The following is a 25,937-nucleotide window of genomic DNA, read 5'->3' as shown; positions in this document are numbered from 1 at the left end:
AAGCAATAAAAAAAATCCTTAAGTTATTTTCTTAAGGACTTTTTGTTGGTAATTTGAAAAAGAGATTATTTTACAATAAAAGTAACTCTTCTTGCTAATCTTCTAGCTTCATCAGAATCTTTTTGAATTGATGTATCTGCACCATTCGCAATAACATTTAAACGAGAAGAAGCGATTCCGGCTTGTTCAAAAATAGTTTTCACATTATTTGCTCTAGCGTTAGAAAGTCTTTCGTTGTATTCTGCTTTTCCAACTTGATCAGCATAACCAACAAGATCTAATTTTGCAGATGGATTTTTTCTTAAATAGTTTAAAACAACATCAATTGCCGCAGTTGAGTTTTCGATTGGAGTTGTTTTGTTGAAATCGAAGTATACACTGTAATACTTGTCATTAATCATTTTTTTGATCAAATCATTATCAACTGGTTGTGCAGCTTGTTTTTCAATTACCACTTCTTTTTGAGCAGGCATTTTTTTGATTTGTTCTTCAAGATCTGCTATTTTGTTTTCTAAAGGCGAAAGATCAACATTATCATTTGAAATTACAGTCCAATCTGCATGTTTTGTGTTTTTTCCTAAGTAAACATTTAATCCGATTGTACCGTTAAAAATTAATCCAGAAAAACCTCTGTTTTCAGCAACATTAGCGCCATCAAAAGTACGATCTTGAGAGGCATTTAAAATTGTAGAAAAATCACCTGTTAAAGCAATTCTGTTTGATAAACGAATTTGTACTGTTACACCAGCAATAAAGTTGCCTACTTCGTCTGCACCTTTAAACTTGTCGCTTCTTAATTGGCCATAACCAAAACCTGCGTGACCTAATAAACCAAATGTATTAGTCCAAGTTTCAAAGTTCATAATGCGTCCTAAATTTGCAACAGCTTGTAAATCTACTCTATAGTATTTTGAATCAAAATCTAAAGAATTGTTTTTTGAAGTAAAACTATTATATCCAAAATCAGCTTTTAAACCAAATTTGTTGTTGAACATGTAACGAACACCAAAATCGCCAACCCAAGGACTTGGAGTGTCTGTAAAATAACCTGATGTTAATGGGCGTTGAGGTTTAGTCAAACCACCAGCTAATTCTATAGACCATTTGTTAAATCCACTATTACTTTCTGTTTGCGCATGTACTCCTGTTAACGCCAGGGCAAATGCAAGAGTCATTACAACTTTTTTCATTGTTATTTGAGATTTTAAATTTGGGTCAAAACAACAATTTATTGTAAGTAAATACTTCCTCTAAAAGTCAAAAAGATATTAAAATAAGCTTATTGGGATATGATGTAGAATTGTACTCTTGTAAGTGTTTGATAATTAGGTTTTTTTAATTGAAACCATCTGTGAATTTACGCAAAATATATTCTTTAGAATTAAGATCATAATACCCTAAAATACTATAGTTACTTAACTTTAGAATTTTTGGGAGAACAATTTCTTTATGGCTATCTATAAATGAATAAATTTTATCGGCAGCAAGAGGTTCCTGATTTTGTGTAGTTGTTTCGAGTTTTTTAGTCCAGACACTTTCAAAAAAAACAGAATAATAAGTGTTTATACCATAATAACTTGGAGGTGTGAAATCATCATAAAAGTCAGGCATGAAACCGAAAGGAGCAGCAATCGACTTTGATTCCATTCCTGTTCCTCCCAAAGTTAAAAAGAGATTTTGTTTGTTTTTAAAAACAGAGATACCAACATCTGTTGTTGCCAATTCTTGAAGAAATTTGCTTGTGTTTTTTAACTCCCTTGGTCTACGATCGTTAATTTGGAGCAATAAAGGAGAGTTTTTAAATTGAATCGTGTCTTTTTTTGAAACTGCAAATGTCTTTAGCGATTCTCCCGATTCATAATCTTTAATATCTAATATAAGCTGTTCTGCATTATTAGCGATTTGATATAATTTGTTTTCATGATAATAAGAATTAGACTTTTTAGGATTTTTTTGAGTCGCAGGTTGTAAAAAAGTTTTCTCTTTTATCTCCAAATTATTCAAATCGATATCAAACAATTGCGTTTTTCTAAGACTTTGGTCTAAAGTCAGAATTAAACGATTAGGAAGCGTATATAATTTACTTTTCGAAGTTACTTTATCTAGCGGATTGTATTCTCCTGAATCCATTTTTTCAATAGGATTTTCTGCTAAAATCTGATTGAATGTTTTTTGCTGTGTTTTTCGATCGCGAAATACAAAAGGAGAGAAGTCGAGATATTTTTCTTCTGCTATTCCATTCTTAAAAATAAAAACAGTTAATCCCTGTCTGATGTTATCCTTCATCAAAAAATAGAAATTATTGTCTTTTTGATAATAAGTCAGCGGTGATTTTTCTTTTAGCGGAATTTGAAATTTTAAAGCACGGCTTGTGTTGGTTTCTAAATAATACTTAATCAGAATAATACTTTTTTCTACAGGAGAAAACCAATACAAAGTTGGATTGCCATCTTCGCTAAAACTGCAGCCAATTAATGATTTGTCTTCTACAAATTGTCGTGATGTTACTATTTTTTGTTTTAGAAATAAAGCACTGTTGTATTTTAGTATTGTAAGGCTATCTGATGCCAAAAAAACAAAGACATCGTGAGTTGTTGTATTTTCGGCATTCAAAATCTCGCTTCTTTCTTTCTTGTTTTTTAAATCTAATGAATAAGAAGATAATACCGTCTGACTTAACAAAACAGTACTAAAAAGTAGAGATAATAAAAGGAAGAATTGTTTCATGTTTTTAAAGCCACAATAATTATTCCATTTTAAATTATTGATTCATAGACTCTTGAAAATAATCAACAAATTGACCAACGTGCATTCCGTCCATCAAACCATGATGTACATAAACGGCCATTGACATGGTTTTTTTTCCTGTTTCGGAAGTCATCATTTTTCCAAAAGAAATTTTCGGACAGCTATCTGGATAGGTAAAACTTCGCGCATGCGTAATGGAACTGAAATTCAACCAAGGAATTGCCGAAAAATGAATCAGATTATCATCATCAAAAGATCTCGTAAAAAGTCCTGTCGTGTTCTGAATTCTCTTTATTTCAGTTAATGCAATTTGTTCGAATGTCTTAAAATCGGGATGATATTCAATTAACGAAAATCCGAAAGTGCCATCTTCACGACCAATTGTTGCAGAAGCATCTACACGATCATTAATGTAAATTTGATTTTCGGAAATTCGATATTTAAAATTTTCAATTGCGTTTACAGCAGTTAAGGTTTTATGCAAGTAGAAAATGAAAAAAGAAGTATTTAAACTTTTTGCGGTTTGATAGGCTTTGGTACAATCGATTTCTACGGTTACACCAAAGAATGGTTCTTCCATTTGTTTGAAATGGGCAAAATGTTCTTTTCTATTCCAGTTTTCTAAGTCTAAAAGTGTTTTCATTATAATAAATTCGGAACAACTTCTGCAATAGTTTCAAATGAACTAAAATGCTCGTGTTCGATAGTATGATTAATTTTTTCGTGTTCCCAAGTAGTGTGAAACGGAATATGAACGGCATAACCGCCAATTCCTAAAACTGGCAAAACATCAGATTTTAATGAATTTCCGATCATCAAAAATTCGTGTGCTTGAATATCTAAACGCCCAATAAGTTTTTCATAATCAATTTCCTGTTTGTCCGACATTACTTCGATATGATGAAAATAATGTCCTAAACCTGAACGATGTAATTTGCTTTGCTGGTCTTTTAAATCGCCTTTTGTAGCCACAACTAATTTATATTTTCCGTGCAATGACTGAAGTGTTTCTTCGACTCCATCTAAAAGTTCGATCGGTTTTTCGAGTAATTCTTTTCCGTATTGAATAATTTTTTCAATGACTTCAACAGGAATTGTTTTGTTCGAAATGTTCATCGCGGCTTCAATCATCGAAAGGATATAACCTTTAATTCCGTAACCGTACAATGGCAAATTGGCAATTTCGATTTTAAATAATTCTTGCGAAATGCCTTGATGTGAAAGATAGTCTTCCATCAAAGCACAAAATTTATGTTCGGTTTCCTGAAAATAAGGTTCGTTTACAAACAAAGTATCATCGGCATCAAATGCGATTACTTTAAGGTTTGGTATTTTAGTTTTATGTAACATAGTTTTTTTGTTTACTTCGTCAGTTCGGCTTTCAGCCTCGGGTCAAGTTTAAGGTTTTCTTTGTTTAAGGTTTTTTCAAATAATTTTAAACACATAGAAACATAGTTTCACTTTGCGTATAAAGGCGTTTCACTAATTAAAATGCACATAGTTCTATGTGTAAAAGCATGCTTTTTTAACAAACTTAAATAGGAACAAAAAAAATCTATGTTTCTATGTGTTTAATTTTTTTAATTACAGTTTGCAAAATTAATCTGTATGTAATCAGTTTAAATCTGTGAAATCTGCGTGAAACCTTTTATTTAATCTTTAGAAAAAATCCTTTTCAAAGAAATCGTTTTATCGTAAAAAGTGATTCGGATTCCGAAAAGGAGAATGATTCCTCCGAAAACCATTTGTAAAGTTATTTTTTCTTCCAAAAACAACCAAGCTAAAATAGAGGTAATTACCGCTTGACTTAATAAACTTAGCGAAACTCTAGTCGCACGCATATGTTGTGTCGCATAACTAATCGAAAGCCAAGCACACAATTGACAAATTACAGCTTGGAGAACGAGAACAAACCAACCCATATCTGAAAAACCAGTAAACGGTTGACCTAAAGAATAACAAAGTATTCCTAAATAAATGCTCGAAGCTGTTAAACTAATTGTCATAAAAGAAAGAACATCAACTTCAGAAAGTACATTTTTGCTGACCAAAAGATAAATAGAATATAAAATTCCAGATAAAACGGCAAATAGAAATGCTTTATCAAAGTTTAAATCGATAAAAAACTCAAAGCCAACTAAAGTTACCATTCCGAATAAAGCGACTAATGTTCCTATCCAGAAATTGGTTGCAGGTTTTGCTTTTAGAAAAAAGAAAGAACCAACACCAACCCAAACTGGAGATAAATTGGTCAATAAAGATGCCTGAGTTGCACTCGATTCCTGAATGGCAATATTCCAAACTGCAACATCAGAAGAAAACAAAACACCACAAAGCACGGCTAAAAGTGCAAATTTTAGTTTTGGAAGTTTAAAGTTTCCGCTGAAAATAACATAAGGCAATAAAAGTAACACAGCAAAAAACATTCGGTAAAATGCCGAAATTAATCCTGGAGTTAAACGTAATTTTACCAAAATTGGGAAAATCGAGATGCAAAGTATACCGCAGATTAAGGCTAATCTTGGTTTGGTGAGTTTCATTTTTTTATTTTTTTGACTTATTGTAAAAAAGAAATTGCGTGAATCAGTTAAAATATAACCGATTCACGCAATTTTATATAGTTTATAAAACTTTAGTTTACGGTTGATCCGTTTGGCGCATCAGCATCTGGATTTACAAAAACCAGTTTTCCTTCTGCATTTGTTGTCATCAAGATCATTCCTTGGCTTTCAACACCACGTAAAGCTCTTGGAGCCAAGTTTGCTAATACAGAAACACGTTTTCCGACAATTTCTTCTGGAGAAAAACTTTCAGCAATTCCAGAAACAATCGTACGAACATCAATTCCTGTATCTACTTTAAGTACTAAAAGTTTGTTTGCTTTTGGCATTTTTTCAGCTTCTAAAATAGTTCCGATACGAATATCCATTTTAGCAAAATCTTCAAACTGAATTAAATCTTTTTGAGGTTCTGCTTGCTTGTTTTCGGCTAGATTAGCTGTTTTTGTTGCTTCCAATTTATCTATTTGTTTTTGTATTTCTTCGTCTTCGATTTTAGCGAAAAGCAATTCTGCTTCGCCAATTTTATGTCCAGCAGGAAGTAAATCTGAAGTTTCAGAAATGTCATTCCAACCTAAAGTTTTATCAAGGAAAATGTCTTTTGCATCGCGGTCTTTCTCTTTCAAGAATTTGCTGAAACCTGCAAAATGTTCTTTAAGATCAGCTAAATTCAATATTTTAGAAAGTTTCGCAGCCGTGAAAGGTAAAAATGGTTCAGCCAAAACGCTCAACGCAGCAGCAATTTGTAACGCCACATACATTTGAGTTTTAACACGCTCCGGATTGTCTTTCATAACTTTCCAAGGCTCTTCGTCTGCCAGGTATTTATTTCCTAAACGAGCCACATTCATCAATTCGCCCAAAGCTTCACGGAATCTGTAACGCTCAACCGAACTTGAAATCACAGCTGGATACGCTTTTAATTCTGCTAAAGTTTGTTCGTCAACTTCTGTAAATTCATTTGGCGTTGGAATAATTCCTTCGTAATATTTGTTGGTTAAAACTACAACACGATTTACGAAGTTTCCGAAAACGGCAACTAGTTCGTTATTATTTCTAGCCTGGAAATCTTTCCAAGTAAAATCGTTATCTTTTGTTTCAGGAGCGTTTGATGTCAACGCATAACGTAAAACATCTTGCTTATCTGGAAATTCTTCTAAATATTCGTGTAACCAAACCGCCCAGTTTTTAGAAGTCGAAAGTTTATTTCCTTCCAAATTCAAAAACTCATTTGCTGGAACGTTATCTGGTAAAATATAGCTTCCTTCTGCTTTTAGCATCGCTGGGAAAATAATACAGTGGAAAACAATATTATCTTTTCCGATAAAGTGAACCAGTTTTGTGTCTTGATCTTTCCAGTATGGTTCCCAATCTTTTCCTTCACGCGCTGCCCATTCTTTTGTAGAAGAAATATAACCAATTGGCGCATCAAACCAAACGTATAGTTTTTTGCCTTCAGCACCTTCAACAGGAACATCAATTCCCCAATCTAGGTCACGCGTTACGGCACGAGGTTCTAAACCTGCATCGATCCAAGATTTTACTTGTCCGTAAACATTGGTTTTCCAGTCATTTTTATGACCTTCCAAAATCCATTCGCGTAAAAAAGCATCGTAACGATCCAAAGGTAAAAACCAGTGTTTAGTTGATTTTAAAACTGGAGTTTCGCCTGTAATTGTCGATTTTGGGTTAATCAAATCTGTTGCGTTCAAAGTAGATCCGCAGTTTTCGCATTGATCTCCGTAAGCACCGTCATTACCGCATTTTGGACAAGTTCCAACTACAAAACGGTCTGCTAAAAACTGATTGGCTTTTGCATCGTACAATTGTTCGGTAACTTCTTCAATAAAATCGCCTTTATCATACAAAGTTCTAAAGAATTCTGAAGCCGTATCATGATGAATTTTAGCAGAAGTTCTAGAGTAATTGTTGAATGAAATTCCGAAATCGGCAAACGATTTACGAATAATTCCATCATATTTATCAATAACTTCCTGCGGTGTAATTCCTTCTTTTTTGGCTTTCATAGAAATTGCAACGCCGTGTTCATCGCTTCCGCAAATAAATGCAACATCTTTTCCTTGCAATCTTAAATATCTAGAATATATATCTGCAGGCACGTAAACCCCCGCCAAATGCCCAATATGTATTGGTCCGTTGGTGTAAGGTAATGCAGCTGTGATCGTATATCTCTTTGGATCTTGTATCATAATTCAATTTTATTGAGTGCAAAAATAAGCAATAGAATTGAGATTTTAATATTACGCTGAGATTCGCTGAGTTTTTAATCTCGCAAAGTCGCGAAGAAGCAACGTTTTTTATCATTTTATGAATTAATTTTCCAAAGGCATCAAGAGTGTCAGGCTGAGCGAAGTCGAAGCCCCATTTGCTGAATCACTTTGTGGGGCTTCGACTTCGTTCAGCCTCACAGTACGGTCATTCTCTTTGAATGTGTTGCAATTCCTCATAAAATAGAACCAGTTTAAACTACGTTTCTGCCTTATAAATGAGAATATATTTCGCAATCTTTGCACCCGAAAAAAAAACAAAATTTATGAGCAAGACTAAATTAATCATCAATAAAAACGGATCTATCAAAATCGAAGGAGATTTTGAAATCATGGATCCAGAAGGAGCACTTTACGGTTTACAAGGAAGACAAGCACTTGGACTTTGCCGTTGCGGATTATCTAAAAACAAACCATTTTGCGATGGAGGACACAGAAACAACTTCGAACACGATTCTGTTGCGTTTGATTTACCTCCGATGAAAACAAACTAAGATTTTACTAGTTTTAAATATTTGAAAACCGCATTCTGTTTGAATGTGGTTTTTTTTTAATGTAAATAATTGTTTTTAAATTAATTAGATTAATTTTAGTTCAATGTAGATAATACTTTTTATTTATGGAAGAACTTACTCATGTCAAATCTGTTATAGGAATCATTTTGGGGTTGAGTTTAACGCACCTTATAAAAGGTTCGGTAATTTTTATCCAGCATCCGGGACGTAAGAAATTTTATTTCGTGCATGCTTTATGGGTATTTTACGTATTCCTGATGCTGATTCATTTTTGGTGGTGGGAGTTTAATTTGAAATTAATTCAGGAATGGTATTTTGCAGATTATTTCTTTATAATCTGCTATATTTTAATTTATTATTTGCTTTGTGCCATTCTTTATCCTGATGATATAGTAGATTATACAGGATATGAGGATTATTTTTATTCCAGAAAAAAATGGTTTTTTACAGTTTTGGCGATAAGTTTTGTGGCCGACATAGTTGATACTGCAATTAAAGGAGGAAATTATTTTTTATATAATGAGAATGAATATTTTGTTCGAATTGCAATTCACATTATTTTATGTTTAATGGCAATAAAAATCAATGATAAAAGGTTTCATATTATTCTAGCTGTGCTTTTTATTGTTTATGAACTCTCTTATATTTTGAGGCTGTTTAATATTGAATAATTGTAATTAATGAATTTAAGGATGAAAATTAAAAATCTTTCGATAGTATTCTTTTTTATTCTTTTAGCAAATAAAGGAATTGCTCAAAACAAAATAAATCTCTTTTCAGAAATCAATTACAATTCGATTCCTGCGGTTAGCTTAAACGAATATAAATCGGTTCAAGATCGCGATAGTCGACTTCAAAATCCGAATATTGCTTTGGGAGTTGGAATTTCTGGTGGCGGTTCGCGAGCGCAGTTTTTTAGCATGGGAGTTCTTTTAGGTTTAGAAGAAATTAAGGAAGAGAATTCGAATCGTAATTTTCTTAATGAAATTGACTATTTCTCTACTGTTTCTGGAGGCTGTTATTCGGCAGGATATTATTTGACAATTCTGAAAAACAAACTGCAATACGATAATTGCACGTTCAACGAATTTTATTTTTCTAAAGCCGATGCTTTCAAATCGGATGTCAATAAATCGGCTACGCTTTTTTCTCTTTTAAATAATAGCAGAAATGAAAAAGGTGAGAAAATCTCGATGGCACAACGATTAGATTTGGAAGTTTTGCAATACGACAGCACCAATCCAGAGAATCAGAATAAGTTTAAAACACAAATGCTGTTGTCCGATTTTTTTATTCCGAAAGAAAGCAAACTAAATCCGCAATTGCCAATGATGGTTGCCAACGGAACTGCCTATAATAATGGTGAACGCTTTCCGTTTATGCCACATATTATTAGAGCTTTAAAAATTAATTCGTCTTTGGCTCCAAATAAAGCGTCACTTTCGCTTGACGAAAATCAAATTAATAATGGTTACGATTTTCCGCTTACGTATGCCATTACGGCAAGTTCTGCTTTTCCAGGCGTTTTGCCTAAAACGAAATTTGGAATCAAAAATCAAGATAAAATTTTGTGCGTGATCGATGGCGGCGCATCTGATAATATGGGTTACGAAACTTTGATTGAATTGCTTCATAGCGACACAAAAGTAAAAGACAAAAACAAAAAAGCGCTTTTTATTGATTGTTTAGGTCAAGGAAAAAAAGCACCTTTTATAAATGATGAAAAAATCAGATTACTTTCTTTGTTAGAAACGGCTTCTTTATATACGGTGCAAACGCGTTATATCACTTTTGAAAAAGATGTTGAAAATGTTTTAGATCGATATAAAATTCCGACTTCAAATTATCAAATCATTGGTTTTACGACTTTACGAGATCATTTATTAAAACTAAAAAAAGACCAAGCTTATGAAGATTTGGTAAAACAGTTAAAAAATACTGACGACGAAGCGGCGAGCTGGCTAAAACTTCATGATGATTTTAAAGCAAAATTGATTGAAAAATTTGGCTTAGACCGTTTTAAAAAAGACAAAACTGGCGAACCACTGCTTTCAAGTTTAGAAAGAGAAACCTTTAAAGATTTTGGTGCCAGCGAGCTTTTAATGCTTTATGAATATACCGCGCATGTAGAAACCAAACTCAAAATTACGCCTGAAGAAAAAGAAATGTTATTGCTTTCTGGGCGTTTTGCGGCGTATTTAAAAACCAATGAATTGAAAGAATTGCTGACGGAGAATAAAGGGTTTTAAATTGAATAAAGTTTTTTACTTGTCATTAAATTAGAAAATGTTTTTACTAAATTATTTTTCTTTTGCAAATTTCAGAGTTATAAATGCTTAGAATGCGTTTCCCTAATTCAAAACTTTCATGACTTGCAGATATTGACGTAGTTAATTCTATTTGATGTGGGTAATTTAAAACGGTTTCAATTATTAAAATTATATTAAATTCATTTGCGCCTCTTACATTTATAAGTTGATAATTTGTGTCAAAGGCCTTTTTTGTTTTTTCTTTACTAGCGTTCAGTACGGCCCAGTCAGAATTGTTATTGGTAATACTTTTTCTTTCTTTCAAATCAAATTTGTCAAAATTTCTTTTTAAAGCTTCACCAATAATTTCATTTGAACTTTCAAAATCAATCACTTCACATATTTCTTGTTCGAAATAAATAGGTATTTTAGGTTTTCTGTATGTTGGCGCAAAAATGATCTGTGAATGCTTCTCAGAAAAGTATATATTTAAATTTTTAATGATTTTTTCTTTCATATTTGCTTTGTTAAATAGTTAATTTCAAGTTTTGCAATAAACTAAAAAAAATAAATTTATTCTTACAAAAATAATTATTTTTTGAAATTTAAAAAAGAAAAAAATATTACTAGCATTTTTTTTGTGTTTATAATCTTGAATTATAATTGCTAATTTTTCCATTCTCAGATTCTTTTATTTTTCTTTTGATAAGAAAAAAAGATACGATGGGAATGATAAAACTGATTAAAAGGATCATTCCAAATAAGTCCAATTTAAATTCTAAAATCTCAAAGCAAGTCGTCAGAATAATAAGTATTGACAAGAAAGTATTGAGAAAAGCTACTGTCGAAAGAAGGAAAACTTTTTGACTATTCGATTTCCAGAATTTTACTAATGAAATTAAAATTGCTAAAACGCCGATTCCGGAAACAGTCCAACAACTGTAGAGAAAAATAAAGAAAGTTGTTAAACCGACAAACCAACCAGGCGATTCAAAATAGTAGGTAAAAAACATAGTTACGCTCCAAATGTTTGTAATAAAAAGGGAAAGAACTAAACTTTTAAGAATGGTGTTTTTCATAATTTTTAAGTGATTTAAAATTATTAATTAGAATTTTTGTTTTGGTTAAAAAATTCATCTTCAAAAACTTAACCAAAAAAATAATTTCTGTCCATTTGTTTTAAATTAAAAAGGTTTTTCTCAATTATTTAGCCAACTTTGCAAAATAAACTTTAAGCAAAAACTCAAATGGAATTCGGAAAAATCATTATTTCAGAAACGGCAGCAAACAGCGAAAACCCGCAAGACGTTGTAAATTCGAATATTTCGGTAATCAATTTAATGCGCGAAGAAAAAATAGACGACGATTTAATTCATGAAGATGCTTTAATGAGTTATTATTTAGATTTTTACGCTTCAAAATATGCCGAAGGAAACTTTTCGCAATTTGTACACGACTCAGGTTGGAACAAAGAACTGAATGAATTGATAGAAGAAGGTTTGGCTTTAATTGGTGCCGAAAAACATTTGGAATTGTTTAAAGAACAATCTCGAAAATTACGTTTGCAGAGTAACATTAAATTAGGGAAATTTCTAAAAGAAAAAGCCGACACGCCAAATGCTTTCCGCGATGTTTTGAATAATAACGCTTATTTTGAATTGGATGAAAATATAACCGAATTAAATGCCGCTTTTTTAAAATCGCATCCAGATACAGAAGTGCTTTCGGTTGAAGAAATGTTCGCTGCTTTAGAAGAATTTGTAGGGCACGAAATTAAAAGAGATTAATTGTTTTTAAAGTAATAAAATCGTTTATAAGGTTTATATTTACTAGGTTTTTAAGAATGTCTTTTCGAAATTTTAATTTTTTCGGAAAGTTTTGTAAGAAAATTATATATTTGAAGATCCCAAATTTTCTAATAGAATAACCTATGAAAAAAACTTTACTTATAAGTAGTGTTTTAATGTTTTTGCTTTCTTGCGGAAAGAGCGAAAAGATTAAAAATGAAATAGAACTTCAAAATCAAGATTTGCTTTCGCAGACCGAAAGTAGTTTAAAAAAGCCTTTTAAAAAACTCATTTTTAAAAAATTGGAGGATTTTCAGGATTCAGAAGAACTGAATTTGGATCTGCTTTCTAAAGTGGCATCCAATCTTAAAATCAAATATTCTGCGATTAAAATTGGCGAAACGAGTTCCATTAATTACGATGATAAAACGGCATTTTTTGTCCTGACGACTGTTGAACACAATAAGAAAAAAGTAATCAAATCTGCAGACGAAGACGAATTGGGAGATTATTTTCAGCGTAAATACTTATTTGTCAACAGAGAAGATGGAAGTATAATTGCTGAAGAATTTGACAATAATCTGGGCTATTATGATAATGAAGCCATTCGATTTTCTAAATCACACATTTTAAAAGACTTGGTTTATCTGAATGAAACTACGCCAGCAGTAGCTTTTTATACAGAAGCCAGCGCGAGCAGCAGAATTGTATTGTATTCTGAACAGAAATTTACTTTGCTGACTTTGAATAATAATGAAATTAATAAAGTTCTTTACGAATATCCTATTTCCTTAACCAACGGCGATTCTAACGGATCAGGAACTTTTCAGATAGAATCATTAGAAACAGGAATGAGTTTTGGGGATCAGAAAACAAATGGATATTATGATCTCATCATCACTAAAAATTTCTCTTATGAAGAAGCAATTGAAAGTGATCCAGAAAATGGTATCGAAGAGCATAGTAATCTTCAAACGAAAAAAGAAGCCGAAAAGCTGAAGTTTAATGGTAGGGAATATGCTTTTCATCGAGATGACAGACATCGTTTTCTAGAATAATTTTTAGCAAATTACAAATCATAACAAAAGCACTTTTATAGTGCTTTTGCTGTTTAAAAGAGATTTCAGTTTTCCTTTTAAACTTTGTCCTTTTGTTAACAAACATTTCCTTAAATTTGCTTCCGTTATAAAAAATACAATAGTTATAAAAATCAAGCTATGTTACAAATTGCATTTATTAGAGAAAATCAAGAGAAAGTAATCAAAGCTTTAGCAAAACGAAATATCGATGCTAAAAGCGTTGTGGAAGAGGTGGTTCAATTAGACGAAAATCGTCGTGCTGCACAAGTGGAATTAGACAATACTTTATCAGAATCTAATAAATTGTCCAAAGATATTGGTGAATTGATGAAAGCTGGAGAGAAAGCTAAAGCAGCAATCTTAAAAGAAAAAACAGTTTCACTAAAAGAAAAAAGCAAAGAACTTGGCGAAAAAGCAGAAGCTTTGGCAGTTGAGTTAACCAATAAATTATACACTTTACCAAACCTTCCGGCTGATATTGTTCCTGAAGGAAAAACGCCAGACGATAACTTAAATGTTTTCCAAGAAGGAGATATTCCAGTTTTACACGAAGGCGCGCAGCCTCACTGGGAATTGGTAAAGAAATATGATATTATCGATTTTGAATTGGGTGTAAAAATTACTGGAGCTGGATTTCCTGTTTACAAAGGAAAAGGAGCAAAGCTTCAACGTGCTTTAATCAATTACTTTTTAGACAAAAATACTGCTGCAGGATATAACGAAGTTCAAGTGCCACATTTGGTAAACGAAGCTTCTGGTTATGGAACAGGTCAATTGCCAGACAAAGAAGGACAAATGTACCACGCTGGAGTTGATGATTTATATTTGATTCCAACGGCTGAGGTTCCGGTAACGAACTTATTCCGTGATGTTATTTTGAACGAAAGCGAATTGCCAGTTTTACAAACAGCTTATACGCCATGTTTCCGTCGTGAAGCAGGTTCTTACGGAGCGCACGTTCGTGGATTAAACCGTTTACACCAATTTGATAAAGTAGAAATCGTTCGTATCGAGCATCCTGATAATTCTTATGCAGCGCTTGACGGAATGGTAGAACATGTAAAAGATATTTTAAAAGAATTAAAATTGCCTTACAGAGTTTTACGTCTTTGCGGTGGCGATATGGGATTCACTTCTGCTTTGACTTACGATTTTGAAGTGTTTTCAACGGCTCAAGATCGTTGGTTAGAAATTAGTTCTGTTTCTAATTTCGAAACTTTCCAAGCAAACCGCTTGAAATTACGTTTCAAAGACAAAGACGGAAAAAATCAACTGGCACATACACTTAACGGAAGTTCATTAGCGCTTCCTAGAGTTTTGGCTGGAATTATTGAAAATTACCAAACTCCAGAAGGAATCGTAATTCCAGAAGTTTTACGTCCTTACTGCGGATTTGATATTATAAATTAATTTAGTTGGCAGTCTCAGTCTCAGTTTTCAGTTTCGACTGTGAACTGTGACTGTGAACTGCGACTGAAAAACTGCGACTAATGAAAAACGGAATTTTAAACTGGAACGTCGATCCCGTTATTTTTTGGATCACAGATACTTTTCCTTTAAAATATTACGGAGCTCTTTTTGCCTGCGGACTTCTTTTGGGTTTCTATATTGTTAGAAATATTTACAAAAAAGAAAATCTTTCGTTGGACAATCTTGATACTTTACTTATCTATGTTATAGTCGGAACCGTTCTTGGTGCCAGACTTGGGCATTGTTTTTTTTACGAACCTGATTATTTCTTCAAACATCCTATAGAAATTCTTCTACCAATTCAGAAGATAAAAGGCGCTTATGAGTTTGTGGGTTATCAAGGTTTGGCAAGTCACGGAGGTTCGATTGGCGTAATTACTGCAATGATTTTATATTGTAGAAGATACAAAGTACAATTTTTTGGACTTTTGGATAAAATGGCAGTTGCAGTTCCTGTAACGGGTGCATTTATCAGAATGGGGAATTTTATGAATTCTGAAATCTACGGAAAACCAACCAACGGAAATTGGGGAGTTGTTTTTCAAAGAGATGATTTAATTCCGAGACATCCGACACAATTATATGAAGCTTTTGCATATATATTGATTTTCGTAATTCTGTTTTATATGTATAAATCGGAGAAAATTAGAAATGCACAAGGATTAATCTTTGGAACTTTCTTAACTTTATTATTTACAGCTCGTTTTATAATTGAATTTTTTAAAGAAAATCAAGAAGCTTTTGAAAACAATATGCTGATTAATATGGGACAGATTTTAAGTATTCCGTTTATATTAATTGGTTTAGGTTTGATTTTTTGGAAAAGTAAAAAAAGTCACAGTTTTCAGTAACAGTTTACAGTAACTGAAAACTAAAAAAAAAGTCACAGTTTACGGTGACAGTTTACAGTTTTGGCAAGACTGAAAACCGCGACTGCGACTGAAAACTAAAAAAAAGTCTCAGTATACAGTAACAGTTTACAGTTCTAGCAAGACTGAAAACCGCGACTGCGACTGAAAACTAAAAAAAAGTCTCACTATACAGTGACAGTTTACAGTTTAAACAAGACTGAAAACTGCGACCGAGACTGAAAACTAAAAATATGAGAAACATATTAATATATATCGCTTTATTATATGCTGGTTTTGCATTTGGGCAAAACGAGCAACTTGCGCAATATTATTATGACAAAGGTGATTTCGAAAAAGCTAAAATCAGTTACGAAGAGCTTTTAAAAAATGCACCATCCAATACACAATATTTTTTGAGAACTGTAGATTGTTATCAGCAATTACAGCAATTTTCAAATGCCGAAAAAGCAATTCAAGAACGTTTTAACCGTTATAAACAAGGCGTTTTTTTGGTTGAATTAGGATATAATTTTCAATTGCAGAAAAACGATTCGAAAGCTAAAAGTTATTATGAACAGGCAATCGAAAAGATTAAAGTTAGTCCAAACGATGTTTATGGAATTGCCAATTCTTTCGAGAAAAAAGTATTGTTAGAATATGCTCTAAAAGCGTATCAAACTGCAATGCAGGTACAGCCGACTTTTAATTTCAATTTCCAAATCGGAATGCTTTATGGTCAGCTCGGAAAAACCGATTTAATGATTGATTTGCTGCTGACAGAATCCTTTACAAATCCGCAAAATACAAACTTGATCCAGACGCAGTTGTCTCGATTTATGAATGGTGAAACGGATAATACCGCTTTTAAAGATGCTATGCGAAAAGCATTAATTCTTAAAACCCAAAAAGATCAGGATGTTTTCTGGAATCATTATTTGAGCTGGTTTTATGTACAGCAAAAAGAATTCGGAAAAGCTTTTATTCAGGAAAAAGCAATTTATAAGCGTGAGCCAGAATCTTTATTAAGTATCGTGAATCTAAGTCAGTTTGCGATGAACGAAGATGACGATGAAACCGCAGTAGAAATTCTGAATTTCATTCTTCAAAACACCAAAGATTTGGATTTATTGATTCAGACCAATGCGAATTTAATGCAGATTAAGATTGATAATTCACAAGAAAAAGATTATCCAGCAATTGATCAAGAATTAAAGCAATTGCTGGCAACTTACGAAATCAATCCTTTTACCTTATCTTTGCAGCTTATTCAAGCCCATTTTCTGGCTTTTAATTTAAAAAAGACAGAAGAAGGAAAAGCGGTAGTCAAAAAGGCTTTGGAATTGAATTTAAACGAATATCAAAAAGCCGATGCTAAAATGGAATTGGCCGACATTCTGCTTTTGGAAGAAAAATATAATCAGGCACTAATTTATTATTCACAGATTCAATTGGATTTAAAGAATGATGTCATGGCGCACGAAGCCAGTTTGAAAGCCGCAAAAACAAGTTATTACAAAGGCGATTTTGAGTGGGCGAATAAACAATTTAAAGAATTAAAAGCTGCCAACACACAGTTAATTGCCAACGATGCTTTAGAATATTTTCTGTTAATTAATGATAATACCGTTGCAGATTCGACTCAAATTGCTTTGAAAGCATTTGCAAAAGGCGATTTTTTAATTTATCAGAATAAAAAACAGGAAGCAATTGCACAGTTTCAGAATATTTTAAAAACCTTCAAAGGTCAGGAAATAGAAGCTGTAACATTACTTCGATTAGGAAAAGTTTACGAAAGCCAGAAAGATTTTGCTTCGGCTTTAAGCCAATATCAGCAAATCATTGACAATCACAGCGACGGAATTTATGTTGACGAAGCGCTGTTTTTCTCAGCAGAAATCTATAACGACGAACTAAAAGATACAGAAAAGGCAAAACCTTTATATGAAAAGGTAATTTTTAATCATCAAGACAGTATTTACTTTGTCGATGCCAGAAAAAAATACCGCGAGTTAAGAGGGGATAAGAATTTATAAAATTCCAAACTCACAAAAAAGAATTAGTAATAGGAGAATCTATTTAAGCTTCTAGAAAAAACTCAGAACCTTAGCACCTTAGAATCTCAGAACCTTAGAAAAAAATGATCATTTACAACGTTACCACCAATATACACGAAAGCGTTCACGACCAATGGTTAAAATGGATGCAGGAAAAACACATACCGGAAATTCTGGCAACCAATAAATTCTCTTCGGCTAGAATAGTAAAAGTTTTGGTTGAAGAAGAAATGGGCGGAATTACTTACTCGACACAATATGTGACAGACAGTAAAGAAACATTGGATAAGTTTTACATCGAAGACGAACCAGAATTTCACAGAGAAGCATTAGGCTTATTTGCAGATAAGATGCTTTCGTTTAGAACAGAGTTAGAAGTTATTTCTGAACACTAATTTTTTAGTTTTCAGTCGCAGTCACAGTTTTTAGTTTCATAACTGAGAGAAAAAAATAAAACTTTGTGGCTTCGAGTCTTAGTGGCAAAAAAAGTTAAATAAGCTTAGTGCCTTTACAACAAAAAGAATACTTTTGCAGCCTCGTGGCAAACAAGAAATGAAATGGAAAAAGTAAAAGCAAAAAAACATTTAGGACAGCACTTTCTTAAAGACGAAAGCATCGCCAAAGCTATTGCAGATACTTTGAGTCTTAAAGGATACGATGAGGTTTTAGAAATAGGGCCAGGGATGGGTGTGCTTACTAAATATTTACTTGAAAAGCCAATTACAACCAGAGTAATCGAAATTGATACAGAATCTGTTGCGTATCTCGATGCCAATTATCCAAAATTAAAAGACAAAATTATTTCAGAAGACTTCCTGAAATACAATATAAATCAAGTTTACGAAAATAAGCAGTTCGCTATTATTGGTAACTTTCCTTATAATATTTCTTCTCAAATTGTTTTTAGAACATTAGAGTTCAGAGATCAGATTCCGGAATTTTCTGGAATGTTCCAGAAGGAAGTTGCGGAACGAATCTGCGAGAAAAAAGGATCAAAAACATACGGAATTTTGTCTGTCCTAGCACAGGCTTTCTATGATACTGAGTATTTGTTTACTGTAGACGAAAATGTTTTTATTCCTCCGCCCAAGGTGAAATCGGGTGTGATGAAAATGACCCGAAAGGAAGATTACAGCCTTCCTTGTGGTGAGAAGCTATTTTTTACGGTTGTAAAGACTGCTTTTCAGCAAAGACGAAAAACATTACGTAACAGTTTGAAAACATTAAATTTATCAGATAAATTGCGAGAAGACACTATCTTTGATAAACGTCCCGAGCAGTTAAGCGTCGATGAATTTATTGCACTAACTCAAAAAATAGAAGCCGATGGAGTTCAAAGTTAGTAAAGAATTTATACATCAGTTAGAAGAACTTATCAATAAGAAAAACGACAACGAACTTGAAGTTTTACTTAATGATTTGCACCACGCCGATATCGCCGAAATCTTAGATGAATTAGATTTTGACGAAGCTACTTATATCTTTAAAGTTTTAGATAGTGATAAAACAGCCGAAATTCTTCTAGAATTAGAAGAAGATCTGCGTGAAAATATCTTAAGCCGACTTTCACCAAAAGAAATTGCTGAAGAGCTTGATGAGCTTGAAACGAATGATGCTGCCGATATTATCGCAGAGCTTTCGCAGGAAATAAAAGCTGAGGTAATCTCGGAATTAGTCGATGTTGAGCATGCTAAAGACATTGTTGATCTTTTGCGTTACGACGAAAACACGGCTGGTGGTTTGATGGGAAAAGAACTTGTAAAAGTGAATGAAAATTGGAACGTTTTAACCTGCGTTAAAGAAATGAGAATTCAGGCAGAAAACGTATCAAGAGTGCATTCTATTTATGTAGTTGATGATGAAAACCGTTTAAAAGGAAGACTTTCACTTAAAGATTTATTGACTTCTTCTACCAAAACACAAATTGGAGAGGTTTATATCCGAAAATTAAACTTTGTAAATGTTGATACAGAAGACGTTGAAGTCGCTCGTATCATGCAGAAATATGACTTAGAAGCGATTCCGGTGGTTGACGAATTAGGTCGTTTGGTAGGAAGAATTACCATCGACGATATCGTAGACGTAATCAAGGAAGAAGCTGATAAAGATTACCAGTTAGCGGCAGGTATTACACAAGACGTTGAATCGAATGACAGCGTTTATGAATTAACTAAAGCGCGTTTACCTTGGCTTTTGATCGGAATGGTGATCGAGATTGTAGCTTCTTTTGTTTTGAAAGGAAACGAAGGAACTTTTCAAAAATATTCTACTTTAATCATTTTTGTGCCGTTATTATCTGCAACCGCAGGAAATATTGGAGTTCAGGCATCTGCAATCGTGGTGCAAGGTTTGGCAAACGGAACGCTGAAAGATTTCAGTCGCGGTTATTTTACCAAAGAGATTACCGTTTCGATGATTTCTGGAAGTATTATTTCGTTGCTTTTGTTAGGTTATCATTCTATAATGTACCAGCAATATTTGGTAGGATTTGCGATTTCAATTTCGATGATTGTCGTGATTCTTTTTGCGGCAACTTTGGGAACTTTAGTACCGCTTTTCCTGAACAAAAATAAAATTGACCCCGCAATTGCTACTGGTCCGTTTATCACAACAACCAACGATGTATTTGGAATTATGCTCTACTTTGGAGTAGCAAACTTAATTCTTGGATTTTAGATTTTTGCCACAAATTAGCAGATAACAGTGATTTAAAATCTCTAAAATCTGCGTAATTTACAGGCGGAAAAAAATGCTGTTTACAGCCACAAATAATTAAAGCCAACCAGAATGAAAGTACACATTATTGGAGGAGGAAACCTTGGGGTTTCTATTGCCTTGGGAATTGCTAAATTCTCGAAAAACAACCAAGTTACTGTCACAAGAAGAAATACAGGAAGTATTCAATATTTATCAGAATACGGAATCACTGTTTCTAACGATAATAAACACAATATTCAAGATGCTGATGTTGTAATTTTGACTATAAAGCCGTATCAAGTTGATACAGTTTTAGCTGAAATTTTGCCAGTTATTCAAAACAAAACCATAGCTTCTGCAGTAAGCGGATTGTCTTTGGAAATGCTTCAAACTAAAACAAATTTTGAATATCCAGTTGTTCGCATCATGCCAAATATTGCGGCACAGTTTGGAGAATCGGCAACTTGTATTTCTTTTCCAGAAAAATACAAGGAAAATGCTTCGCCAATTGTTGATCTTTTCCAAGATTTAGGAACTGCGCCTGTAATCGACGAAAAATTAATGGATGCAGCAACAGTTTTAGGCGCGTGCGGAACAGCGTATGCATTGCGTTATATTCGTGCCTCTATGCAAGCAGGAATCGAAATTGGATTTGATTCTAATACTGCTCTAGCAATTGCGGCTCAAACGGTAAAAGGAGCAGCAAAAATGCTTTTAGAAGAACGAGTACACCCAGAACAATTAATTGACCGTGTAACGACACCACAAGGCTGTACAATTGTCGGTTTAAATGAAATGGAGCACAATGGTTTCAGTTCATCTTTAATTAAAGGAATTAAAACTTCTTTGAAACAGATTAAAGGTTAGGTTTTAAAGAAATTCCAATCCCGAAGTGTCGGGATAAATTCCAAATTCCAATTTTAAAAGTGGGGTTTGGAATTTTTTATTTTAAGTGAACTTCCAGATTAAGTTTGTCATTCCGAGGAACGAGGAATCTCCACAAGTAGCTCGCCAAAGATTGAAATTTGGAATTTTTTTCTTTGAAAGTTACTTTTTAATCAATTGAATATACTTCAACCCACATTCAGAAATCTTTGTATATGAATTCATTGAATTTCCATAGTTCTGAATCGTCAAAGTATCTTTCGTATATAAAGCATCAATTCCAACGGGAATTTCTAATTCTTTTTGGGAAACCGAGTCACTTTCGTTACTTAAATCGCCCTCATATTCATCCCATTTAATTCCTTCTAAAGTAACATATTTTTCTCCAGAATTGTTTTTAGAATAAGTCGCTTTTCCTTTCAAAGTGCGAATACTTGTTTTAAAAGTGTATTGATAATCATTTTTTATTTTTGAAATAATTACCGAAAGATCACAACCATCTGCTTTGTAAGTTCCCTCGATTTCGTCTTTTGAAAGTTGCTCTTTGACAGTGTTTTCGATTTTTGGATCTCCAGCAGCAGGATTACTCTCTGCTTTTTGATTACAAGCTGTCAAAATCAGATAGGTTAAAAATAGAAGTGATAGAATCTTGTTCATAGCTCAAGCAAATCATTGTGTTTTTTATTCAAGACATATTTTAGAAAAAGAAAACCAAAAAGTCCGGCTAAGAAAGAAGCGATCAAAATGGCTATTTTAGAAAAAACAATAACTTCAGGATTTTTAAAAGCTAAAACAGTTATAAAAATTGACATTGTGAAACCAATTCCGCCAAGCATGCCTGCGCCGAGAATATGTGCCCATTTTAGGTTTTTTGGTAGCATACATAAACCAGAAGTAACACCAACCGATGAGAAAAGCAATATTCCTAATGGTTTTCCAACAACAAGTCCGAGGATAATTCCATATGTATTAGAATGATTTAAGCCTTCGTGCCAATTCGATTCTATTGTCAGAGCTGTATTCGCAATTGCAAATAAAGGTAAAATGAAAAAGGCGACTGGCTGATGTAAAAAATGCTGTAATCTGTATGAAGAAGTTTTTTCTCCGCCATCTCCAAACGGAATAACAAATGCCAAAATTACGCCAGTGATGGTAGCATGAACTCCAGAATTAAGCATAAAGTACCACATAATTACACCTCCAATTAGATACGGAATCAGATTGTGAATTTTCATTCGATTCAAAATAAATAAAAGAATCCAGATTCCAAGCGCAATTCCGAGATTTAGAAAAGAAATAGATGTGGTGTAAAAAACAGCAATTACGATAATAGCGCCTAGATCATCAATAACAGCCAAAGCCGTTAAAAACACTTTTAGTGAAGCAGGAACTCGATTTCCTAAAAGGGACAAAATTCCAATTGCAAAGGCAATATCTGTTGCCATCGGAATTCCAGCGCCATTTTGAGTTGTAGTTCCGTAATTTAAAACCAGGAAAATGGCAGCGGGAACCAACATTCCGCCAAAAGCAGCCATTATGGGTAAAGAGGCGTTTTTAAAATTAGACAATTCACCGTGATAAATTTCACGTTCCAGTTCTAATCCAATTAAAAGAAAAAAAATGGTCATCAATCCGTCATTGATCCATTCGGTTATGGTGTGTCCTGAGATTTCTTTTTCCCAAAAAGCAACATAAGGTATTTGAATAGAAGAATTAGCGAGGTATAATGATAAAAGCGTTACAAAAAGCAAGATAACTCCTCCCGATTTTTCGTTTTCAAAAAAGGCTTTAAAGGTTTTGGTTAATTTCATTTGAAAGAATTCTGAAGATTTAGAGTATGGATTTGATGAATCCGAATACTTTCAAAGTTAGAAAAATTCTAAGCAATAAAAAAGGATTTGCAACAAAGGCGCAAAAACGCGAAATTTTGTTTTGGTTGTTTAACTTAATTACGAAATGAGCAATCTGCATAAATTTGAGACAGATGTATGAAAAAAACTTTGCGACTTTGCGACTTCGCGAGATTAAATTAACCGTATTTTTGTTTTTATAAAATTCAAAAAATAATGAGCGTAAAAATTCTTCATATCGACAGCAATAATCCAATTCTTTGGAATCAATTGGAAGAAGCAGGTTTCGAAAACCATGCTGATTTTAAATCTTCAAAAGAAGAAATCGAGGCAAAAATTCAAGATTATAACGGAATTGTAATTCGTAGCCGTTTCAAGATTGACAAGACATTTTTGGATGCTGCAACAAAGTTGCAATTTATTGCGAGAGTCGGTGCAGGTTTGGAAAGTATTGATTGTGAGTACGCTTCTTCAAAGGGAATTCATCTTATTGCTGCTCCAGAAGGCAATCGCAATGCTGTTGCAGAACATTCGCTTGGCGTAATTTTATCTTTATTTAATAATTTAAATCAAGCAGATGCTGAAGTAAAATCAGGACAATGGAATCGAGAAAGCAATCGTGGTCATGAATTGAATCTGAAAACAGTCGGAATTATCGGTTACGGAAATATGGGAAAAGCTTTTGCTAAAAAACTGAGAGGTTTTGATACAGAAGTTCTATGTTACGATATTTTGGATAATGTTGGAGACGAAAATGCCAAACAGGTCTCTTTGGCAGAATTGCAAGAAAAAACAGATGTTTTAAGTCTTCACCTTCCTTGGACACCAGAAACAGATAAAATGGTCAATACGGACTTTATAAATGCCTTTAAAAAGCCGTTTTGGATTATAAATACTTCACGTGGAAAAAATATAGTTACAGCCGATTTGGTTGAGGCTATGAAAACGAAAAAAGTACTTGGTGCAGGTTTGGATGTTTTGGAGTATGAAAAACTTTCTTTTGAAACGCTTTTTCAAGATAAGAATACGCCAGAAGCATTTCAATATTTATTAGAATCTAAAAATGTTTTGCTAACGCCGCATATTGCAGGATGGACTTTTGAAAGTCACGAACGTTTAGCGCAAGTGATAGTAGATAAGATAAAAGCGGTTTATAATGTAAGCTAACAACTTAACTACGACTTCTTTTAATTTTAAATTTTAAAGTGAATTAGTTTTGTGTGGTAATTTTTAATAATATTGTTTAAATTTTTAACAAAATATTTAGAAATAAAATCCCCCAAAAACAAAACTTAACTTATAAATTTAAAATGCTATGATTATTTACGGAAGGAAAACGGTTCAAAGTACTATTAAGTCAGGAAAATTTGATTGTCCAAATTGCAGAAGACAAGAAAGTTATCATTTGAAAAACTATCAGCTTTATTTTCATATTTTCTTTATTCCATTACTTAAGATTAGAGAATTGGGCGATGAACTAAATTGTTTTTTTTGTAACACAACCTATGTTCCAGGATCTGTATTGTCATCACATGAATACGATACTAGAAACAGATTAGGAAACACGTCGAATGAAGAAAATCATTCGATTGGTCTTGTTCCTTGTGATTTTGGAAAAAGAATAGGAGCATTTATTTTGGATGTAGTCATTATTTATGCTGTAAATCTTGCTTTGGCATTTATTCTGCCTGAAGCGAGTTTGTTTGTTATTTTGTTTGCCTTTATTTATTTTATTGCCTGTGATCTTTTATTGAAAGGATCTTCATTAGGAAAATTAGTTCTATCAATAAAAGCTGTTGACTATGAGCAAAATGGAGATATTCTTGCATTTAATATTATTTTGAGAAATTTAATTAAAGGTATGTGTGCTATTTTTCCGGTAATCTATTTGACATCATTGTTGAATGACGATAAAAGAGCCCTTCATGATTTAGCTGCTAGAACAATGGTTGTTGACAAATAAAACAAGATTTGTCTGTGCGGATTTAATCTGAAATTTAACGATTTGTAAAACTATATTATTAACTATAAAGGAAATAAAAATGGAAAATACAAAAAGAGAAGATTGGAATAATCCGCGGTATGATCAGGAAAACAAAAAAGTAATTGCGGGTATTTTTGCCATTTTGTTAGGCTACTTAGGAGTTCATAAGTTTTATTTGGGTTATACCAAAGAAGGAATAATTCAGCTTATTCTGGGGCTTATGTGTGGAATTGGTGCCATAATCGGAATTATTGAAGGAATTATCTATCTGACAAAATCGGATCAGGAATTTTTCCAAACCTATCAAGTTGGCTACAAAGGTTGGTTTTAAATAAAAATAAATCATATTTAAGAATCCCATTCAGAAATGAATGGGATTTTTTTATGTGTAAAAATGTCTTTTTCTATTACAATAAAAACTTATAGTTCCTATTGAAGCTCTGTATAGTAGGTAATCTTGCACTTTGTTAAAAAGAGTAAATGGAGTAACTGAAAAGCCTTAAGAGTAGGGAATTAAAGATTTTTAAAACATGGAAAATAGAGAATTGAATTCAGGAAAAGTAGAGAATAAAAAAGTAACTGCTGGAGTTTTAGGGATATTATTAGGAGCATTTGGAGTACATAAATTTTATTTAGGTTACCAAAAAGAAGGAATTATACAGTTGATTGTTAGTGTTGTTACTTGCGGGATAGGTGGAATGGTTGGATTTGTTGAAGGGATCATTTATTTGACAAAATCTGATGACGAGTTTTATCAAACATATCAGGTTGGGAAAAAACCTTGGTTTTAAATAAAAGTTGTAATTAAGAAACTCTCAACTCTCTAGAATTGAGAGTTTTTTTATTTTAGAAGACTTTGGTGTTTCGCTTGATGAGTATGAACTAAAAAATCCCATTTACTTATTTTTAAGCAAATGGGATT

General features: G+C 32.9%; 25 protein-coding genes. 16 read left to right on the top strand and 9 right to left on the bottom strand.

The genetic code is table 11. The annotated features are described in order from the left end of the window. Window positions 1-65: 65 nt before the first annotated feature. The 6 genes from HNP35_RS01720 to metG form a co-directional block, all read right to left on the bottom strand. Entirely contained in the window at window positions 66-1,190 is a 1,125-nt protein-coding gene (locus HNP35_RS01720) for an OmpA family protein (protein WP_184159041.1), read from the bottom strand. Window positions 1,191-1,335: 145 nt separating this feature from the next. Then, complete coding sequence (locus HNP35_RS01715) at window positions 1,336-2,727, bottom strand: hypothetical protein (protein WP_184159043.1); 1,392 nt, start codon at window positions 2,725-2,727, stop codon at window positions 1,336-1,338. 34 nt (window positions 2,728-2,761) lie between these two features. Then, a complete protein-coding gene (locus tag HNP35_RS01710) occupies window positions 2,762-3,391 on the bottom strand; it encodes a chloramphenicol acetyltransferase (RefSeq protein ID WP_184159045.1) in 630 nt (209 codons plus the stop codon). Continuing rightward, the gene (locus HNP35_RS01705) at window positions 3,391-4,098 is read right to left on the bottom strand and encodes an HAD family hydrolase (RefSeq protein ID WP_184159047.1); all 708 of its coding nucleotides are present in this window, start codon (window positions 4,096-4,098) and stop codon (window positions 3,391-3,393) included. The genes HNP35_RS01710 and HNP35_RS01705 overlap by 1 nt, the downstream gene beginning before the upstream one ends. A 302-nt stretch (window positions 4,099-4,400) precedes the next feature. Further along, on the bottom strand, window positions 4,401-5,288 hold the full coding sequence (locus HNP35_RS01700) for a DMT family transporter (protein ID WP_184159049.1): 888 nt from the start codon (window positions 5,286-5,288) through the stop codon (window positions 4,401-4,403). A 92-nt stretch (window positions 5,289-5,380) separates the two neighbouring features. Next, window positions 5,381-7,516, bottom strand: coding sequence for a methionine--tRNA ligase (metG, locus tag HNP35_RS01695; protein ID WP_184159059.1), 2,136 nt, complete (start codon window positions 7,514-7,516; stop codon window positions 5,381-5,383). A 344-nt stretch (window positions 7,517-7,860) separates the two neighbouring features. On the opposite strand from metG, the gene HNP35_RS01690 reads away from it, so the two are divergent. The 3 genes from HNP35_RS01690 to HNP35_RS01680 all read left to right on the top strand — a co-directional run bounded on the left by HNP35_RS01690 (window position 7,861) and on the right by HNP35_RS01680 (window position 10,358). After that, window positions 7,861-8,088: a CDGSH iron-sulfur domain-containing protein gene (locus HNP35_RS01690; protein ID WP_091489718.1), complete on the top strand. Its 228-nt coding sequence runs from the start codon at window positions 7,861-7,863 to the stop codon at window positions 8,086-8,088. A gap of 125 nt (window positions 8,089-8,213) precedes the next feature. Next, window positions 8,214-8,780 carry a hypothetical protein gene (locus HNP35_RS01685; RefSeq protein WP_184159061.1) on the top strand — a complete coding sequence of 189 codons (567 nt, stop codon included), beginning with the start codon at window positions 8,214-8,216 and terminating at the stop codon, window positions 8,778-8,780. Window positions 8,781-8,801: 21 nt separating this feature from the next. Beyond that, window positions 8,802-10,358 carry a patatin-like phospholipase family protein gene (locus HNP35_RS01680; protein ID WP_184159063.1) on the top strand — a complete coding sequence of 519 codons (1,557 nt, stop codon included), beginning with the start codon at window positions 8,802-8,804 and terminating at the stop codon, window positions 10,356-10,358. A 46-nt stretch (window positions 10,359-10,404) separates the two neighbouring features. Here the strand turns inward: HNP35_RS01680 and HNP35_RS01675 are convergent, their stop codons facing one another. Further along, window positions 10,405-10,875: a hypothetical protein gene (locus tag HNP35_RS01675; protein WP_184159065.1), complete on the bottom strand. Its 471-nt coding sequence runs from the start codon at window positions 10,873-10,875 to the stop codon at window positions 10,405-10,407. A 730-nt stretch (window positions 10,876-11,605) separates the two neighbouring features. On the opposite strand from HNP35_RS01675, the gene HNP35_RS01670 reads away from it, so the two are divergent. The 9 genes from HNP35_RS01670 (at window position 11,606) to proC (ending at window position 21,163) form a co-directional block, all read left to right on the top strand. Next, entirely contained in the window at window positions 11,606-12,145 is a 540-nt protein-coding gene (locus HNP35_RS01670; protein ID WP_184159067.1) for a DMP19 family protein, read from the top strand. 143 nt (window positions 12,146-12,288) lie between these two features. Further along, the gene (locus HNP35_RS01665; RefSeq protein WP_184159069.1) at window positions 12,289-13,203 is read left to right on the top strand and encodes a hypothetical protein; all 915 of its coding nucleotides are present in this window, start codon (window positions 12,289-12,291) and stop codon (window positions 13,201-13,203) included. Between the two features lie 159 nt (window positions 13,204-13,362). Further along, window positions 13,363-14,634: a serine--tRNA ligase gene (gene serS / locus HNP35_RS01660; RefSeq protein ID WP_184159071.1), complete on the top strand. Its 1,272-nt coding sequence runs from the start codon at window positions 13,363-13,365 to the stop codon at window positions 14,632-14,634. Between the two features lie 80 nt (window positions 14,635-14,714). Continuing rightward, on the top strand, window positions 14,715-15,545 hold the full coding sequence (lgt, locus tag HNP35_RS01655; protein WP_184159073.1) for a prolipoprotein diacylglyceryl transferase: 831 nt from the start codon (window positions 14,715-14,717) through the stop codon (window positions 15,543-15,545). 251 nt (window positions 15,546-15,796) lie between these two features. Further along, window positions 15,797-17,578: a tetratricopeptide repeat protein gene (locus tag HNP35_RS01650; RefSeq protein ID WP_184159075.1), complete on the top strand. Its 1,782-nt coding sequence runs from the start codon at window positions 15,797-15,799 to the stop codon at window positions 17,576-17,578. A gap of 104 nt (window positions 17,579-17,682) precedes the next feature. Beyond that, entirely contained in the window at window positions 17,683-17,994 is a 312-nt protein-coding gene (locus HNP35_RS01645) for a DUF4286 family protein (protein WP_091489692.1), read from the top strand. A 162-nt stretch (window positions 17,995-18,156) separates the two neighbouring features. Continuing rightward, complete coding sequence (gene rsmA / locus HNP35_RS01640) at window positions 18,157-18,942, top strand: 16S rRNA (adenine(1518)-N(6)/adenine(1519)-N(6))-dimethyltransferase RsmA (protein WP_184159077.1); 786 nt, start codon at window positions 18,157-18,159, stop codon at window positions 18,940-18,942. Next, a complete protein-coding gene (gene mgtE / locus HNP35_RS01635) occupies window positions 18,926-20,275 on the top strand; it encodes a magnesium transporter (RefSeq protein WP_184159079.1) in 1,350 nt (449 codons plus the stop codon). The genes rsmA and mgtE overlap by 17 nt, the downstream gene beginning before the upstream one ends. Window positions 20,276-20,386: 111 nt before the next feature. Beyond that, window positions 20,387-21,163, top strand: coding sequence for a pyrroline-5-carboxylate reductase (gene proC / locus HNP35_RS01630; protein WP_184159080.1), 777 nt, complete (start codon window positions 20,387-20,389; stop codon window positions 21,161-21,163). 180 nt (window positions 21,164-21,343) lie between these two features. Here the strand turns inward: proC and HNP35_RS01625 are convergent, their stop codons facing one another. Then, a complete protein-coding gene (locus HNP35_RS01625; RefSeq protein ID WP_184159082.1) occupies window positions 21,344-21,838 on the bottom strand; it encodes a hypothetical protein in 495 nt (164 codons plus the stop codon). Beyond that, window positions 21,835-22,992 carry a Na+/H+ antiporter NhaA gene (gene nhaA / locus HNP35_RS01620; protein WP_184159084.1) on the bottom strand — a complete coding sequence of 386 codons (1,158 nt, stop codon included), beginning with the start codon at window positions 22,990-22,992 and terminating at the stop codon, window positions 21,835-21,837. The genes HNP35_RS01625 and nhaA overlap by 4 nt, the downstream gene beginning before the upstream one ends. Before the next feature lie 255 nt (window positions 22,993-23,247). On the opposite strand from nhaA, the gene HNP35_RS01615 reads away from it, so the two are divergent. The 4 genes from HNP35_RS01615 to HNP35_RS01600 all read left to right on the top strand — a co-directional run bounded on the left by HNP35_RS01615 (window position 23,248) and on the right by HNP35_RS01600 (window position 25,806). Beyond that, the gene (locus HNP35_RS01615; RefSeq protein WP_184159086.1) at window positions 23,248-24,198 is read left to right on the top strand and encodes a 2-hydroxyacid dehydrogenase; all 951 of its coding nucleotides are present in this window, start codon (window positions 23,248-23,250) and stop codon (window positions 24,196-24,198) included. A 148-nt stretch (window positions 24,199-24,346) separates the two neighbouring features. Beyond that, entirely contained in the window at window positions 24,347-24,994 is a 648-nt protein-coding gene (locus HNP35_RS01610; RefSeq protein WP_184159089.1) for an RDD family protein, read from the top strand. Window positions 24,995-25,073: 79 nt separating this feature from the next. Further along, entirely contained in the window at window positions 25,074-25,346 is a 273-nt protein-coding gene (locus HNP35_RS01605; RefSeq protein ID WP_184159091.1) for a TM2 domain-containing protein, read from the top strand. A gap of 199 nt (window positions 25,347-25,545) precedes the next feature. Then, window positions 25,546-25,806, top strand: coding sequence for a TM2 domain-containing protein (locus HNP35_RS01600; RefSeq protein WP_184159093.1), 261 nt, complete (start codon window positions 25,546-25,548; stop codon window positions 25,804-25,806). Window positions 25,807-25,937 lie beyond the last annotated feature (131 nt).

The organism is Flavobacterium notoginsengisoli, assembly GCF_014207905.1.
Taxonomy (GTDB): domain Bacteria; phylum Bacteroidota; class Bacteroidia; order Flavobacteriales; family Flavobacteriaceae; genus Flavobacterium; species Flavobacterium notoginsengisoli_A.
Note: the sequence above shows the minus strand (reverse complement) of the source record. Positions and strands in the feature narration are given on the sequence as shown.